The organism is Enterobacter wuhouensis (genome assembly GCF_004331265.1).
Lineage (GTDB): Bacteria > Pseudomonadota > Gammaproteobacteria > Enterobacterales > Enterobacteriaceae > Enterobacter > Enterobacter wuhouensis.
The window spans coordinates 45966-62363 of record NZ_SJOO01000009.1 but is presented as its reverse complement, the minus strand read 5'-3'; the positions used below and the strand labels follow the sequence as shown (position 1 = coordinate 62363).

Sequence of the window (16398 nt, the reverse complement as noted above, 5' to 3'; positions counted from 1 at the left end):
GTTAGGGTGAGGGGTGTTAACAACCTTAGCGTTTCTTACCCATTGCCGCCGCCAGCGCATCCATCATCGCGCTGTTGCCCGCCGGCTGGGCCTCACGTCCGCGCGGCTTCGCGGCCTTCGCAGCGGGACGCTGCTGCTCGCGACCGCCGCCGCGGCGCGCGTTGGTTTCGCCGGGCTGCTCGTCGAGACGCATGGTTAAAGCGATACGCTTGCGCTGCAGATCCACTTCCAGCACTTTGACCTTCACGATGTCGCCCGCCTTGACCACGGTGTGCGGGTCTTCAACGAACTTGTCGGCCAGGGAGGAAATATGCACCAGACCGTCCTGATGCACGCCGATATCCACAAACGCGCCAAAGTTGGTGACGTTAGTGACTGCGCCCTCCAGCACCATGCCCGGCAGGAGATCGTTCATGGTTTCCACGCCGTCGGCAAAGGTCGCGGTTTTAAACTCAGGACGCGGATCGCGGCCCGGTTTTTCCAGCTCTTTGATGATGTCGGTGACCGTCGGTACGCCAAACTGCTCGTCGGTAAAATCAGACGCTTTCAGATTACGCAGCGCGCCGTTGTCGCCCATCAGGTCTTTCAGCGCCTGCTGGGTCGCGGCCAGAATACGCTCCACCACCGGGTAGGCTTCCGGGTGAACGGTAGAGGCATCGAGCGGGTTATCGCCGTGGTTGATGCGCAGGAAGCCCGCGCACTGCTCAAACGCTTTCGGCCCGAGACGGCTCACCTTCAGCAGCTGCTGACGGTTCTGGAACTGGCCGTTCTCATCGCGCCAGGCCACGATGTTCTGCGCCATCATGCGGGTTAAGCCCGCCACGCGGGTCAGCAGGGGCACGGAGGCGGTGTTCAGATCGACGCCAACGGCGTTCACGCAGTCTTCCACAACCGCGTCCAGCTTGCGCGCCAGCTGCGTCTGGCTCACGTCGTGCTGGTACTGGCCCACGCCGATGGATTTCGGGTCGATTTTCACCAGCTCCGCCAGCGGGTCCTGCAGGCGACGGGCGATAGAGACCGCGCCGCGCAGGGAAACGTCGAGATCCGGGAACTCAAGCGCCGCCAGCTCGGAGGCGGAATAGACGGATGCGCCCGCTTCGCTGACGATCACTTTCTGCGCCGTCACTTTCGGGAACTGCTTCTGCACGTCGAGGTAGAAACGTTCGGTTTCGCGTGACGCCGTGCCGTTGCCGATGGCAACCAGCTCCACGTTGTACTTCTCGCACAGCGCGGCGACGACAACAGCCGCTTTCGCTGCCTGACCGGTGTGCGGATAGATGGTGTCGGTCGCCACCAGCTTGCCGGTGCCATCAACCACGGCCACCTTCACGCCGGTACGCAGGCCCGGATCGAGACCCATGGTGGCGCGCAGGCCCGCAGGGGCAGCCATCAGCAGGTCGTGCAGGTTACGGGCAAACACATTGATCGCTTCGTCTTCGGCGCGCTCGCGCACGGTGCCCATCAGCTCGGTTTCGAGATGCATCAGCACCTTAATGCGCCAGGTCCAGCTCACCACGCCTTTGCGCCAGCTGTCCGCCGGAGCGTTGTTCAGGCGCAGGCCGAGATGATCGATGATGATCTGCTCGCAGTGGCTCTCTTTCGGCGGCTCGTCAAACTGAGGGTCGGCGTTCAGGGAGAGCTGCAGCACGCCTTCGTTGCGGCCGCGGAACATCGCCAGCGCGCGGTGAGACGGTGCGGTAGAAATCGGTTCGTGGTGATCGAAGTAGTCGCGGAACTTCGCGCCTTCTTCCTCTTTGCCCGCCACCACGGTAGAGACGATGTGGGCATTCTTCCACAGGTAATCACGCACCTTCGCGAGCAGGGCGGCGTCTTCGGCGAAGCGCTCCATCAGAATGTAGCGCGCGCCGTCGAGGGCGGCCTTGGTGTCCGCCACGCCTTTATCAGCGTCGATGAATTTGGCGGCTTCGGTTTCCGGGTCGTGAGAAGGCTCGTTCCACAGCAGGTCAGCCAGCGGCTCAAGGCCTGCTTCAATCGCAATCTGCCCGCGCGTGCGGCGCTTCGGCTTGTACGGCAGATAGAGATCTTCGAGTTCGGTTTTGCTCAGGGTGCCGTTGATGGCTTTTTCCAGGTCGCTGGTGAGCTTGCCCTGTTCGCCAATGGATTTAAGGATTGCCTGACGTCGGTCTTCCAGCTCGCGCAGGTAGCCCAGACGGGTTTCCAGGTTACGCAGCTGCGTGTCGTCCAGACCGCCGGTGACTTCCTTACGATAGCGTGCAATAAACGGCACGGTGTTCCCTTCATCAAGCAGGCGAACGGCAGCTTCTACCTGTTCGGCCCTGGCCTGAATATCACCCGCAATAATGCGGCAGAGCGAATCTTTCATCATGGCTTTATCATCTTGTGGGTCAAAAATCAGGGGATAGTTATACGGGCTGGCACGGCAAAATGCCAGCCGGGGAGGGCGCTCTCGGACTATTTAACGTACTCGATTTCGTTCACGTACCAGCTCGCTTCACCGGACGGCGTCTGGACGACGGCCAGATCGCCCACTTCCTTTTTCAGCAGCGCGCGGGCCATCGGCGAATCGATAGAGATGTAATCCTTACGACCAAAAATTTCATCGTAGCCAACGATGCGAAAGCGCAGGGTGTTACCGTCGTCATTTTCGATCTCCACCCAGGCACCGAAGAACACCTTGCCCTCCTGCTGCGGGGAGTAATCGACAATTTTGAGATTTTCGAGGCACTTTGTCAGATACCGCACCCGGCGGTCGATTTCGCGCAGCCGTTTTTTGTTGTACTGGTAGTCCGCATTTTCGCTGCGATCGCCCAGGCTTGCGGCCCAGGTGACCTTTTTGGTCACTTCCGGGCGCTCCTCGCGCCACAGGTAATCCATCTCTTTTTTGAGTTTTTCGTACCCTTCGCGGGTGATCAGGGGCGTTTTCATGGTGAAGCCTTTGCTGCCGGTTAACTGTCTTGCGCACAATACGTACCACAGAGTGTAACAGACAGGATTAATAATGATTTATGTGATGAAATGAGCAGATAAGCTGCTGTTAAATATGCTTTGTAACAATTTCGACTAGAATTTATACCAGAATTAGCTGGTCGAATACGTGCACTTTTTTAGAATACGCTGTTACAAAGACTATCCGAACCTTTGGGAGTACACACAATGCAAGAAAACTACAAAATTCTGGTCGTGGATGACGACATGCGCCTGCGCGCGCTGCTTGAGCGTTATCTGACCGAGCAGGGCTTCCAGGTTCGTAGCGTCGCGAACGCCGAGCAGATGGACCGTCTGCTGACCCGCGAATCTTTCCACCTGATGGTCCTCGACCTGATGCTACCTGGCGAAGACGGGCTTTCTATTTGCCGCCGCCTGCGCAGCCAGAGCAACCCGATGCCGATCATCATGGTGACCGCGAAGGGCGAAGAGGTTGACCGTATCGTGGGCCTCGAAATCGGCGCGGACGACTACATTCCAAAACCGTTTAACCCGCGCGAGCTGCTGGCGCGTATTCGCGCCGTGCTGCGCCGTCAGGCGAACGAGCTGCCGGGCGCACCGTCGCAGGAAGAAGCGGTCATCGCCTTCGGCAAGTTCAAGCTGAACCTCGGCACCCGCGAGATGTTCCGTGAAGACGAGCCAATGCCGCTTACCAGCGGTGAGTTTGCGGTACTAAAAGCGCTGGTCAGCCACCCGCGCGAGCCGCTCTCCCGCGACAAGCTGATGAATCTGGCGCGCGGTCGTGAATACTCCGCAATGGAACGCTCCATCGACGTGCAGATCTCTCGCCTACGCCGCATGGTGGAAGAAGATCCGGCGCATCCTCGTTATATTCAGACCGTGTGGGGTCTGGGCTACGTGTTCGTCCCGGACGGCGCTAAAGCATGAGGCGAATGCGCTTCTCGCCGCGAAGCTCGTTTGCCCGTACCCTGCTGTTGATCGTCACCCTGCTGTTCGTCAGCCTGGTGACGACCTACCTGGTGGTGCTGAACTTTGCGATCCTGCCTAGCCTCCAGCAGTTTAATAAGGTCCTGGCCTACGAAGTCCGTATGCTGATGACCGATAAGCTGCAGCTGGAGGACGGCACGCAGCTGGTTGTTCCCCCGGCGTTTCGCCGTGAAATCTACCGCGAGCTGGGCATTTCGCTCTACTCAAACGAGGCGGCGGAAGACGCTGGCCTGCGCTGGGCGCAGCACTACGAATTCCTCAGCCAGCAGATGGCGCAGCAGCTGGGCGGCCCAACGGAAGTGCGCGTTGAGGTCAACAAAAGCTCGCCGGTCGTCTGGCTGAAAACCTGGCTGTCACCCAATATCTGGGTGCGCGTTCCGCTCACTGAAATCCATCAGGGCGACTTCTCGCCGCTGTTCCGCTATACGCTCGCGATTATGCTGCTGGCGATAGGCGGCGCGTGGCTGTTTATCCGTATTCAGAACCGACCGCTGGTCGACCTGGAGCACGCGGCGCTGCAGGTCGGTAAAGGGATTATTCCACCTCCGCTGCGCGAGTATGGCGCGTCGGAAGTCCGTTCGGTGACGCGCGCGTTTAACCATATGGCGGCCGGCGTGAAGCAGCTGGCGGACGACCGTACGCTGCTGATGGCGGGGGTTAGCCATGACCTGCGCACCCCGCTGACGCGTATTCGTCTGGCGACGGAGATGATGGGGGAAGAGGATGGCTATCTTGCCGAGTCCATCAATAAGGACATCGAAGAGTGTAATGCCATCATCGAGCAGTTCATCGACTACCTCCGCACCGGGCAGGAGATGCCGATGGAGATGGCCGACCTGAACGCGGTGCTGGGCGAAGTGGTGGCTGCGGAAAGCGGCTACGAGCGCGAGATTGATACCGACCTGCAGGCGGGCGAGATCCAGGTGCGCATGCACCCGCTCTCCATTAAGCGCGCGGTGGCGAACATGGTGGTCAACGCGGCGCGCTACGGTAATGGCTGGATTAAGGTCAGCAGCGGATCTGAACTCAACCGCGCCTGGTTTCAGGTGGAGGACGACGGTCCGGGCATCAAGCCCGAGCAGCGTAAGCATCTGTTCCAGCCGTTTGTGCGCGGCGACAGCGCGCGCAGCACCAGCGGCACGGGCTTAGGCCTGGCGATTGTTCAGCGTATTATCGATAACCACAACGGACTGCTGGAGATTGGCACCAGCGAGCGGGGCGGATTGAGCATTCGCGCCTGGCTGCCGGTGCCGGTGACGCGGGGGCAGGTGAAAGAGGGTTAAGCCTTAAAGGTGCGGTCTGATGCCCTCACCCCGGCCCTCTCCCACGGGGAGAGGGAGAAAACATTAAAAAAGGCAACTTTCGTTGCCTTTTTGCTTTTACCTTGGTCCCGCGCTCACCAGCGCAGCACCCGCCGGGGTATCGGTATACTTCTCGAAGTTCTCAATGAACAGCTTCGCCAGCGATTCCGCCTTCTCGCGCCACTGCTCCGGTGAACCGTAGGTATTGCGCGGGTCGAGGATATGTGTATCCACGCCCGGCAGCGACGTTGGGATCGCCAGATCGAACATCGGCAGGGTGAAGGTTTCGGCGTTATCCAGAGAACCATCCAGAATGGCGTCGATAATGGCGCGCGTATCTTTGATGGAAATGCGCTTGCCGGTACCGTTCCAGCCGGTGTTCACCAGGTATGCCTGCGCGCCGGATGCCTGCATGCGTTTCACCAGCACTTCTGCATACTGGGTCGGGTGCAGCGACAGGAATGCCGCGCCGAAGCAGGCGGAGAAGGTTGGGGTTGGCTCCGTCACGCCGCGCTCGGTACCCGCCAGCTTGGCGGTGAAGCCGGAGAGGAAGTGGTATTGCGTCTGGTTAGCGGTCAGGCGAGACACCGGCGGCAACACGCCAAACGCATCGGCGGTGAGGAAAATCACCTTCGTGGCATGACCTGCCTTCGACACCGGCTTGACGATATTGTCGATGTGGTAAATCGGATACGACACGCGGGTGTTTTCGGTTTTCGACGCATCGTCGAAGTCGATGGAGCCGTCGGCACGCACGGTGACGTTTTCCAGCAGCGCGTCGCGACGGATCGCGTGGAAGATGTCCGGCTCAGCCTCTTCAGACAGGCGGATGGTCTTCGCGTAGCAGCCGCCTTCGAAGTTAAATACGCCGTCATCGTCCCAGCCGTGTTCGTCATCGCCAATCAGGCGGCGTTTCGGGTCGGTGGACAGCGTAGTTTTCCCGGTGCCGGACAGGCCGAAGAACACCGCTACGTCGCCTTTCTCGCCGACGTTCGCCGAGCAGTGCATCGAGGCGATGCCGCGCAGCGGCAGCAGGTAGTTCATGACCGAGAACATCCCTTTCTTCATCTCGCCGCCGTACCAGGTACCGCCGATCAGCTGGATACGCTCGGTCAGGTTGAAGGCGATGAAGTTTTCGGAGTTCAGGCCCTGCTCTTTCCACTGCGGGTTAGTGCATTTTGCACCGTTCATCACGATGAAATCCGGGGTGAAGTCCTGCAGCTCGTCGTCGGTTGGACGAATGAACATGTTCTTCACGAAATGCGCCTGCCAGGCCACTTCGGTAATAAAGCGTACGGAAAGACGGGTGTCGGCGTTAGCGCCGCAGAAAGCGTCGACAATGAACAGACGCTTGCCGGAAAGTTGATGGGTGACGAGCCCTTTCAGGTGCTGCCAGGTTTCCGGGGAGAGCGGTTTGTTGTCATTCTTCCCTTTGCCCTTGTCAGCCCACCACAGCGTATCGCGGGTGGTTTCGTCTCGGACGATATACTTATCTTTCGGCGAACGACCGGTAAAGATACCGGTATCGACGGCGATAGCACCAAGGTTCGTCAACACACCTCGCTCGTATCCTTCCAGTGCTGGATTGAGCTCTTCCTGATACAGCGTATCGTAATCGGGGTTGTAGACGACTTCCTGGACGTCGTGAATACCATAAGCCTTGAGATCTTGCGGGGTTAAACCAGTAACACGCATATCACTGCTCCTTAGCCAATATGTACTGCCTGAAATTGTAGGGTTTTTCTGAGGTTGTTAACCGCGACGGGGCTCATAGATTTACGTATCTGGACAAAACCCTTGCTAACGGAAAACGCTGCGACTCCAGTCACAGGGCAGGCGGATTATCGCAGGATTCGCTTTTTGGTTGGGGAAAATGTTCCGAAAAGGTTAAGGGCTGGTGAATTTAACCGAAGGAATGTGAATGTAATCGCATACACGTAAGAAAATTACGTAAGGGTTACATTATGAAAACGATTCAGCTTGGGGGGAGTTTTTTACCCCTCACCCCAGCCCTCTCCCCAAAGGGGAGAGGGGGTTCACGTTCCCTCTCCCCTTTGGGGAGAGGGTTAGGGTGAGGGGAAAGAAGTTTAGTGAACCTGCGGGTCCGCCGGAGAGGCGTTATTGCGGATCTCGGCGATATCCATCGAATTGAACACGTAGTGCGTACCGCAGTAGTCACAGTTCATATCGATTTCACCGTCTTCCGCCATGATGCTGTCGATCTCTTCATCCGGCAGGGTTTTCAGTGCGCCTGCGCAACGCTCGCGGGAGCAGGTGCACTTGAATTCCACCGCCTGCGGATCGTAGACCGTCACTTCTTCTTCATGGTACAGACGCCACAGCACGTCGGTTGCCGACAGGTTGAACAGCTCTTCCGCCTTGACGGTTTCCGTCAGCGTCGCCAGATGCTCGAAATCGTTGGTCTGCGCGTCCTGAGCTGGCAGAACCTGCAGCAGCATACCGCCCGCGGCAGGCTGACCGTCCACTTCACCGGTACGGATGAACAGACGCGTAGGCAGTTGCTCAGAGCGCATGAAGTAATCTTCCAGGCAGGCCGCCAGGGTATCGCCCTCCAGACCGACCACGCCCTGATAGCGCTCGCCCTCTTCCGGAGAAATGGTGATCACCAGGTAACCATTGCCCACCAGCGTTTTGAGATCTGCGTTTTCAGGCACGTCGCCCTGAACGCGCGCGACGCCGCGCATCTGCTGCTGGTTGTTGCCGTTGATCACCGCCAGCGTCATCGGACCGTCACCCTGCAGCTGCACGGTGATATCGCCAGCGAACTTCAGCGTGGCGGTCAGCAGGCTGGTGGCAACCAGCAGCTCGCCCAACAGGTTTTTCACCGGCAGCGGGTAGTTGTGGTTTTCCAGAATCTGTTTCCAGGTTTCGGATACGGTGACCAGCTCGCCGCGCACGGCGAATTGTTCAAACAGATAGCGGTGTAATTGGTCGTGTTGGGCCATTTTCATCTCTCGTGCGGGTGAGGTTACTCGGTCTCACCGTGTTTAAATTTCATCAGATCGCGGCGCTCTTTTTTATCCGGCCGCCGGTCCGGGTGTGGCATTGTCAGCGCATTCATTTTGCGCGCCAGCGCGGTCTTCTCGCGCTTTTCAATGCTTTCAGCCGTCTCTTCATAAAGCAAAACGGCTTCGGTTGCGGGCCGCCGCTGTTCGGTAATGGCTCTCACCACTACCGTTTTTTCATCGTTGCCCTGGCGCAGCGTGAGCGTGGCATTCAGCTCAACCAGCTTGCTCGGCTTGCTGCGCTGGCCGTTGTAATGCACCTTTCCGCCGTCAACCATTTCGCGGGCAAGGGCGCGCGTTTTATAAAAACGGGCGGCCCACAGCCATTTATCCAGTCTTACCCCATCAGCGGGTTTTTCTTTCATGGCGTCTCCTTCACGGTGGCGAGTGAGGGGATCATCCGGCGATAGTCGTTAAGCCCCGGATGGCGCAGATAGCTTTTTTCCGCCAGGCCAGAATCAGGGTTGGTCACGCCCAGGCAATAGCGAATGCCAAACGTCGCGGCGGAGTCCAGAATCGGTTCGCTGTCGTCGATAAACAGCGTGCGTTCCGGCTGCAGGCCGGTCTCTTCCGCCACCGCGTGCCACAACCGCTGATCTTCTTTCGGATAACCAAATGTGTGGGTGGAAAGTAATAAATCAAGGTGTGACGCCAGACCCGTATGTTCCAGCTTCACGGCCAGGTTATGCGGATGCGCGTTGGTCAGCAAAATACGGCGCTTGCCGCTGGCCTTCAGGGCATCCAGGAACGGCACCGTATCATCACGCAGCACGGCGCGTGGCCCCTGGGCGGTGGTCATGGCACAAATATCCAGCCCGAGTCGCTCGCTCCAGTAGTCGAGACAGTACCAGTTTAGCGTATGCTGCACCGCGCTATATTGCGAGCGAATGAATTCCTGCGCTTCTGCCGGGGAGATACCCTGTTGTTCACCATAGGTTTCTGGCACCAGTTTTTGCCAGAAATAGTTATCAAAGGCGAGATCGAGCAGCGTGCCGTCCATATCCAGCAGGACGGTATCAACCTCCTGCCAGGCGATATCAAGATGCATAAAGGGGGAACTCCAGCCAGAAGAAACGTGCGCGACAGGGTAGCACAACTTGTCGCGCAGTGAGGTTATCCGATCAGGCTTTCCGGGGCGGAGATCAGCTTAGGATTGAGACAGTTTTCGTAATACTGCTGGATGTCGGCCAGGCGCGTACGTGAACGCTGGTAGCGGCGCAGGGCCATAAATCCATTCCAGAAAATGCACGCCAGCATCGCAATCATCAGCAGGGAGGTGCCGATATAACGCCACAGCCCTGCGCTATCCGGCATCCGGTGCAGGTCGATATGGCGGGTGCCGTTGGCGTCGGTAAAGATCCCGGTCACAATCCCTTCTGCGCTGAATGGCGTTTGCATCAGCATCTGCGCCAGGCGCTGGAACTCTCCCCATTGCTCCTGAGCAGGGTAGTCATACAGCGCAACCTGCGGATAAGGCTGATCGACCAGATCGCTACCCTCATCGCTGACGATCACAAACCCGCCCGGTGCCGGGCTGTTCAGCGCCTGCGCCGCCCGCGTGGTTTCGCGCATCACGAACGGTGCGGTCGAGGTGGAGACCAGGTTATCCAGCGATTCGGCGCTCACCGGGCGCAGCAGCACGTTGACGCCGTCCAGCCGGCCCGCTTCCGCACGCTTAACCAGCGCTTCCCAGTCTTTACTGTTACCGAGATTCACCAGCGCGTTTTTAAGACGCACGCATTCATCCTGGGCAGAACACAGGTCCTGGGTCTTCATGACGATCTCGCCAAAGTCGTCCAGCAGGACCATGCCGGATTTCTGAATAGCCGAGCGCAGGGCAGGGCTGACGCGTGAATCATCGTCCGGTTTAGGGTGCAGCTGACGGTTGACCGTCTGGGTCAGCGCCGTGGCTTTGGCGACCACCTCTGATTCCGGTAGCGGCAGCGGTGGCGCATCGTTCCAGATGATTTGGGAACAGTCGAATGGCGTGAACGGTGAATTCTGGCGCGTGTTCCAGGCACCCGGCGTATGGATATTACACATCCCGGTTCCCTTCAGACGCAGCGTATCACCGACTCGCACACCGGCTTCGTCCAGCTGTTTGACGCTGGTAGCTTCCACGGTTTGCGCGCCCTTAATCCACGACAGGGTGAACTTGATTGGCATATCCAGCGGCACGAACAGCAGCAGCATGGCAAAGACCAGCGCGGCGCCGCCGGCGATAACCGTACTGCGCAACCAGTGCTGAAGCGGGAAGTTTTTCACTTCATCGTGGAGTGACAGATAGCGTCCCTGACGCACAACGTGGCGGTCAAGGTAGATATCGATATCGGTTTTATGCCCTAAGTCCTGCGCAATCCACGGCTGCCAGTGGCGCGGGTAAATAAGATCGATAATGCCCAGAGAGATATTGTTGAGATGTTCCTGATCGTTCTCACCGAACAAACCCCAGCGTTTGGGGGTGCCGCGCAGGCAGTGAATTTCACGCAGCGAGGTTTTCGCCGGCGGCGCAAACAGACCCCATAGCCCGGCCGCCAGCAGCAGAACGCCGCCGCCAGCCAGCCAGGGAACAAAGACGTCTGGCGTCAGGAGGCAGAAGAAAAAGAGCAGAAACGCGGCGACGATCAGCACGGCCTCGCGGATACCGTCCGGGCGGCTCAGGGCGTACTCTTCATGCGTCTCCTGACGGATATTCAGCAGCTCGATCTGCTCGGTCTCTTCACCGCGAATGGACGCCTGAGTAGAACTCGCACGTTCCAGCGCAAAACGCGGTGCTTCCTGAACGTATTCACTCAGGGTATGCCCGTTTAGGGAAATGACCAGCGGCAGGGAGTCGGTATGGATAAGCTCTACGCTGTTTTCATCATTGATGTACTGCTCCCAGAACGGCGGGAGATGGACCTCAACAGAATCAAGATAGTAGCGCCATTTGTTTGGATCGTCGGTGGTAATGCCGTAGCGGGTGATGGACCGCGTTACGCAGAGTACGGTGTCGCTCTGCGCATTCAAACTGAGTGAGACAGGGGCAGCGCTGGCTCCCGTTGGCCCAGGCGTGAGCTGAGAACGGTTTAAGGTGTCGAGATAGTGTTCAACCGCGCTCTGTTCTTCCGGCGTGAGCTTGCGCGTAGTCGCGCCAGCAAATGCATTCAAAAAGGGCAGCCGATATCGCCGCTGTACGCGACGCCTGTACGCCCACCCTGCAAGCAGCGCGGCGGCCAGCATAGCAGCGAGAACAATCAAAATGGTGCTCATGCTTTCCCCATCTTACTTATCTTTTCAGGTGTAGTCAGTTGCACCTTAAACATGAATGAGAGTCTGTGGTTGGCTATCGGCAAGTATGGAGTCGAACTTGAGCATTTTGAAGCGCATCCCAGTGACCGCTGATGATAGCAAAGCCTGACATGGCGCGATATCAGCAAATTCCTGGAAACATTTCAACCTCTTGACATTTGTTTTGAATTGATGATTGATTCCTGTTACGTTGCACAAATGTAAATACAGCGCAATTGACATTGCCGAAACCGTGCGGCATATCGCACAATAAAGCCAGTTCACACAGCAAAGACCCATCAAGATGAGCAAACCACTACAAAAACCCACCATTCTGAATGTTGAAACAGTCGCTAAATCGCGCCTGTTTAATGTCGAAAGCGTGGATCTGGAGTTCAGCAACGGTGTGCGTCGCGTTTATGAACGTATGCGCCCCTCTTCGCGCGAAGCGGTGATGATTGTTCCGATTGTCGATGAACATCTGATCCTGATCCGTGAATATGCCGTCGGCACGGAGTCTTATGAGCTTGGGTTCTCTAAAGGGCTGATTGACCCAGGTGAAACGGTGTTTGAAGCGGCCAACCGCGAGCTGAAGGAAGAGGTCGGGTTTGGTGCGAACGAACTGTCGTTCCTGAAAAAGCTGAGCATGGCGCCGTCCTATTTTTCCAGCAAAATGAACATTGTGGTGGCGGAAGACCTCTATCCTGAATGGCTGGAAGGGGACGAACCAGAGCCTTTGCCGCAGGTGCGCTGGCCGCTGGCACATCTGATGGATTTGCTGGAAGAGCCTGATTTTAACGAAGCGCGCAACGTCAGCGCGCTGTTCCTGGTCCGCGAGTGGCTGAAAGGGCAGGGGCGACTGTAGGCCATAAAAAAGCCGGGTGGCGGCTTCGCCTTACCCGGCCTGCAGTTCTTTGCCCGGTTTTTACCGGGCATTTTTATGCTTAAAACAGCTCGTGCGTCTCGCCGTTATCAATCAGCTCAGTACCCACCTCATGCACCGCCTGTGTGGTTGGCTGCGTGCCCTCGATGAAATACTCTTCACGGCTGTTTCCGCCGTTAGCGAGCTGCCCTGTGCTGCGGTCGATATTGACCGTCACCACGCCCGGCGGTGGCGTCAGCGGCTGCTCCGGCACGCCCTCCAGAACAGATTTCATATAGGCATCCCAGGCCGGTTGCGCACTCTTCGCGCCGCCTTCATAGCCGGAGATCTGATCCTTAATCGCGCCAGAAGCCGTCGTGCGGCCCAAATCACGGCGGTGATCGTCAAAGCCAATCCAGACCGACGTCACGACGCCCGGGCCGTAGCCGGAGAACCAGGCATCCTTCGAGCTGTTGGTTGTCCCGGTTTTACCGCCGATGTCATGGCGCTGTAAATCGCGACCCGCACGCCAGCCCGTACCCTGCCAGCCCGGCTCACCGAAGATATTGGTGTTCAGCGCGCTTTTGATCAGGAAGGAGAGCGGCGTGTTAATCACGTGTGGGGCATACTCCTGCGCGCCGCTCTGGGCTACCAGCGCCTGGTTCGCCTGCTCGAGCTGAGGCTGAGGAGCCACGGTGTTCGGCTGCTCCTGAGATATCGCCACGTCTTCCATATCCTTGTTCTCAAGGACGTTGGATTTCTGCGTATCGCCGTAAATCACCGGAATATCGCAGTCAGGACAGGCAATTTTTGGCTTCGCTTCAAACAGCACGCCGCCCTGGTCATTCTCGATTTTACTGATGTAGTACGGATCGATCAGGAACCCGCCGTTGGCCATGACCGAGTACCCACGCGCGACCTGCAGCGGCGTGAATGACGCGGATCCAAGCGCCAGCGACTCCGTGTGAACAATATTCTGCGCCGGGAAACCGAAACGCTGCAGGTACTCTGCCGCATAGTCGACGCCCATCGCACGCATCGCACGCACCATCACGACGTTTTTCGACTGTCCAAGACCCTGACGAAGACGGATCGGACCGGCATATTGCGCAGGGGAGTTCTTCGGCTGCCAGTCTGAGCCCGCGCCGGCATCCCAGCGAGAAATCGGGACGTCGTTAAGAATACTGGCGAGCGTCAAACCCTTATCCATCGCGGCGGTGTAGAGGAACGGCTTGATGTTCGAGCCAACCTGACGAAGCGCCTGGGTGGCACGGTTAAATTTGCTCTGGTTGAAATCGAACCCGCCAACCAGCGCCATCACCGCGCCGTTTTGCGGATTGATAGACACCAGCGCAGAGTTAACGTCCGGCACCTGCGCGAGCCACCAGGCATCGCCCACTTTGCGCACCCAGATTTGTTGTCCGGTCTGCACGGCATCGGTCACTTTGCGCGGCGTTGGACCTTGCAGCGTATCCGAGCGATAAGGACGCGCCCAGCGGATACCGTCCATGCGCAGAGATACCGACGTGCCATCGGCCATCATCACCACGGCTTCCTGGGGATCGGCCTGGGTCACGACGGCAGGCAGCAGCGGGCCATAGGTTGGCAGCGACTTCAGCGAGCCGGTGATTTTTTTGCTGTCCCATGCGCTTTCGCCCACTTTCCACAGCACGTTTGACGGGCCGCGATAGCCGTGACGCATGTCGTAGTCCATCACGTTATTGCGCACCGCGTCCTGCGCCGCCTGCTGCACCTTGCGGGTCACGGTGGTGTAAACGCGGTAGCCATCTTCATAGGCCTTTTCACCGTAGCGGCTCACCATGTCCTGGCGAACCATTTCCGTGAGGTACGGTGCAGAGAAGGCGATCTCAGGCGCATGGTAGTTCGCGTCAATGACAGCGTTACGCGCCTGGTCGTACTCGGTCTGGCTGATGTAGCCTTCGCTGAGCATGCGTGACAGGACAACGTTACGACGCGCGGTGGCGCGATCGAGCGAGTAGAGCGGGTTAAACGTGGATGGCGCTTTTGGCAGACCGGCGATGGTTGCCATTTCGCTGAGCGTCAGCTGTTCAACGGGCTTACCAAAGTACACCTGGGCAGCAGCCCCCACGCCATAGGCGCGGTAGCCGAGATAAATCTTGTTGAGATAAAGCTCGAGGATCTCGTCTTTGCTCAGCAGCTGCTCGATGCGGATCGCGAGGAACACCTCTTTGATCTTACGCATCAGCGTCTTTTCAGGACTGAGGAAGAAGTTACGCGCCAGCTGCTGCGTAATGGTACTCGCCCCCTGAGAAGCATGGCCAGAGAACAGCGCAACGCTTGCGGCACGGAAAATCCCCACCGGGTCGACACCGTGATGTTCGTAGAAACGACTATCCTCGGTAGCGATAAAGGCTTTCACCATAACGGGTGGAATTTGATTTAAGGTCAAGGGGATACGACGTTTTTCGCCGTATTGCGCCATCAATTCACCATCGGCGCTGTAGACCTGCATAGGGATCTGAAGCCGCACATCACGAAGCGTGGCGACATCGGGTAGCTGTGGCTCAATGAATTTGTACAAACCATAAATCGAGCCTGCTCCCAGCAGAATGCAACAGACTGCAAGGATTAATAAATACTTTACGAACTTCACCGGAGATTTCCCATTTGGTTTCACTTGGGCAGTTTCTAAACAATCGCGCGGTAGTATAAAGGCAAGCCTGATTCATTGATATAGCCGTCACCGTGACGGGCGATAAGGAGATCGTGAAGCATGGCTTTCAAAACATGGCAAACGGGCGTTCATATTCAACAAGATAGGGTGCTGGCCGTTTCGCTAACGCGCGAGAAATCGGCCTGGTGCCTGCGCCGGTGGTGGGCTATTCCGCTGGCTGACGGTATCATCCGTGACGGTAAGATTTGTCAACCAGAACAGCTGGTTAACGCCCTGCGCGACTGGCGAAGAACGTTACCCCATCATCACCGCGTCTTCCTCTCTTTCCCGGCGGCACGCACGCTGCAACGTTCGCTCCCGCGCCCGGCAATCGCGCTGCGCGACAGCGAACAGCTCTCCTGGCTGGGTGCCGCCCTCTCGCGTGAGCTGGAAATGCCTGCGAACGCACTGTGCTTCGATTACGCACAAGATACGTTTAGCAACACATTTCACGTCACCGCCGCGCAAAACAAAGAGGTTGAAACGCTTTTGCTGCTGGCTGAAACGCTACGTTTGCGGCTGGTGGCCATCACCCCGGATGCCGGCGCGCTGGCGAACCTGCTTCCCGCGGTAAAGCCCGCGCAGTGTGTGGCCTGGCGGGATGAGAACCAGTGGCTGTGGGCGATGCGTCATCAGTGGGGAAGGCGTTTCACCACCGAGGCGGAGAGTGTCGGGGAACTGGCCGCCCTGCTTGCCCTGGCGCCGGATGAGATTGCCCTGTTTGATTCCCGGCGCGATCTGTGGGAAATCCTACATCGCTGCCAGCCACCGCTGCCTGAATGCGGGGCTGACTATACCGTCGCGCTGGCACTGGCGATGAGCGAGGTGGGGGAATGCGTATGATTAATCTTCTCCCCTGGCGTCAGCAACGACGCGCGCGATGCCTGCGTTTCTGGGGAACGCTGTCTCTTGCTGCGTGGATGCTGGTCATCATCACGGCGTACGCGCTCAGGATAAACAATGCGGTGATGTTGCCGGGCCTTCAAACCCAGCTGTCGGGAATACAGTCCGTGCGGCAGGTTCTCGCGGCTCGCCAGAGACCGGCCACGCCTGCAGAGATGCCCGCGCCTGCGCCTCAACGACGCGCATGGCAACCCCTGCTGGAATCGCTTTCGAGGATCATTCCCGCGCAGGCCTGGCTGACAGAGCTGCGCTATCAGCCCCCTTCGTTAGTATTTATCGGATATGCAACTGCGCTTCCGGCCCTCTCGTCATTGCGCGATGCGCTGAAGGAGATTGCCGGTTTTACGCCTGGCCCCGCGGGCGAATTACAGCAGGACCCTCAGGGGCGATGGATGTTCACTTTACAGCTTAAAAGCCAGGGGTAAC

At 58.1% G+C, this 16398-nt stretch carries 13 protein-coding genes; 5 read left to right on the top strand and 8 right to left on the bottom strand.

All coding sequences use genetic code 11. The features are described 5' to 3' along the window. Positions 1-25: 25 nt before the first annotated feature. Positions 26-2347 (bottom strand): Tex family protein, encoded by a 2322-nt coding sequence (locus E0L20_RS17990; protein ID WP_131635141.1) that lies wholly within the window; start codon positions 2345-2347, stop codon positions 26-28. 86 nt (positions 2348-2433) lie between these two features. Further along, positions 2434-2907 (bottom strand): transcription elongation factor GreB, encoded by a 474-nt coding sequence (gene greB, locus E0L20_RS17985; protein WP_010436410.1) that lies wholly within the window; start codon positions 2905-2907, stop codon positions 2434-2436. Between the two features lie 228 nt (positions 2908-3135). Between greB and ompR the strand changes: the two genes are divergently transcribed. Beyond that, a complete protein-coding gene (gene ompR / locus E0L20_RS17980) occupies positions 3136-3855 on the top strand; it encodes an osmolarity response regulator transcription factor OmpR (protein ID WP_006177890.1) in 720 nt (239 codons plus the stop codon). Then, a complete protein-coding gene (gene envZ, locus E0L20_RS17975; protein ID WP_010436407.1) occupies positions 3852-5198 on the top strand; it encodes a two-component system sensor histidine kinase EnvZ in 1347 nt (448 codons plus the stop codon). The genes ompR and envZ overlap by 4 nt, the downstream gene beginning before the upstream one ends. Before the next feature lie 96 nt (positions 5199-5294). On the opposite strand, the gene pckA is transcribed toward envZ, so the two are convergent. The 5 genes from pckA to E0L20_RS17950 form a co-directional block, all read right to left on the bottom strand. Next, on the bottom strand, positions 5295-6911 hold the full coding sequence (pckA, locus tag E0L20_RS17970) for a phosphoenolpyruvate carboxykinase (ATP) (protein ID WP_131635140.1): 1617 nt from the start codon (positions 6909-6911) through the stop codon (positions 5295-5297). Positions 6912-7303: 392 nt separating this feature from the next. Then, entirely contained in the window at positions 7304-8182 is an 879-nt protein-coding gene (gene hslO, locus E0L20_RS17965; protein WP_131635139.1) for an Hsp33 family molecular chaperone HslO, read from the bottom strand. A 23-nt stretch (positions 8183-8205) separates the two neighbouring features. Next, positions 8206-8607 carry a ribosome-associated heat shock protein Hsp15 gene (gene hslR, locus E0L20_RS17960; RefSeq protein ID WP_131635138.1) on the bottom strand — a complete coding sequence of 134 codons (402 nt, stop codon included), beginning with the start codon at positions 8605-8607 and terminating at the stop codon, positions 8206-8208. Continuing rightward, the gene (gene yrfG, locus E0L20_RS17955) at positions 8604-9290 is read right to left on the bottom strand and encodes a GMP/IMP nucleotidase (RefSeq protein WP_131635137.1); all 687 of its coding nucleotides are present in this window, start codon (positions 9288-9290) and stop codon (positions 8604-8606) included. Before yrfG ends, hslR begins: the two co-directional genes overlap by 4 nt. Positions 9291-9355: 65 nt before the next feature. Next, entirely contained in the window at positions 9356-11494 is a 2139-nt protein-coding gene (locus tag E0L20_RS17950) for an intracellular growth attenuator family protein (protein ID WP_131635136.1), read from the bottom strand. A 322-nt stretch (positions 11495-11816) separates the two neighbouring features. On the opposite strand from E0L20_RS17950, the gene nudE reads away from it, so the two are divergent. After that, positions 11817-12377 (top strand): ADP compounds hydrolase NudE, encoded by a 561-nt coding sequence (gene nudE / locus E0L20_RS17940; protein WP_131635134.1) that lies wholly within the window; start codon positions 11817-11819, stop codon positions 12375-12377. A gap of 79 nt (positions 12378-12456) precedes the next feature. Here the strand turns inward: nudE and mrcA are convergent, their stop codons facing one another. Then, on the bottom strand, positions 12457-15009 hold the full coding sequence (gene mrcA, locus E0L20_RS17935; RefSeq protein ID WP_165500726.1) for a peptidoglycan glycosyltransferase/peptidoglycan DD-transpeptidase MrcA: 2553 nt from the start codon (positions 15007-15009) through the stop codon (positions 12457-12459). A 120-nt stretch (positions 15010-15129) separates the two neighbouring features. Here mrcA and E0L20_RS17930 point away from each other — a divergent pair, with 120 nt between their 5' ends. Both E0L20_RS17930 and E0L20_RS17925 read left to right on the top strand, forming a co-directional pair. Continuing rightward, positions 15130-15912, top strand: a complete 783-nt coding sequence (locus E0L20_RS17930; protein WP_131635132.1) for a type IV pilus biogenesis protein PilM — start codon at positions 15130-15132, stop codon at positions 15910-15912. Then, the gene (locus tag E0L20_RS17925; protein WP_131635131.1) at positions 15903-16397 is read left to right on the top strand and encodes a PilN domain-containing protein; all 495 of its coding nucleotides are present in this window, start codon (positions 15903-15905) and stop codon (positions 16395-16397) included. The genes E0L20_RS17930 and E0L20_RS17925 overlap by 10 nt, the downstream gene beginning before the upstream one ends. Position 16398 lies beyond the last annotated feature (1 nt).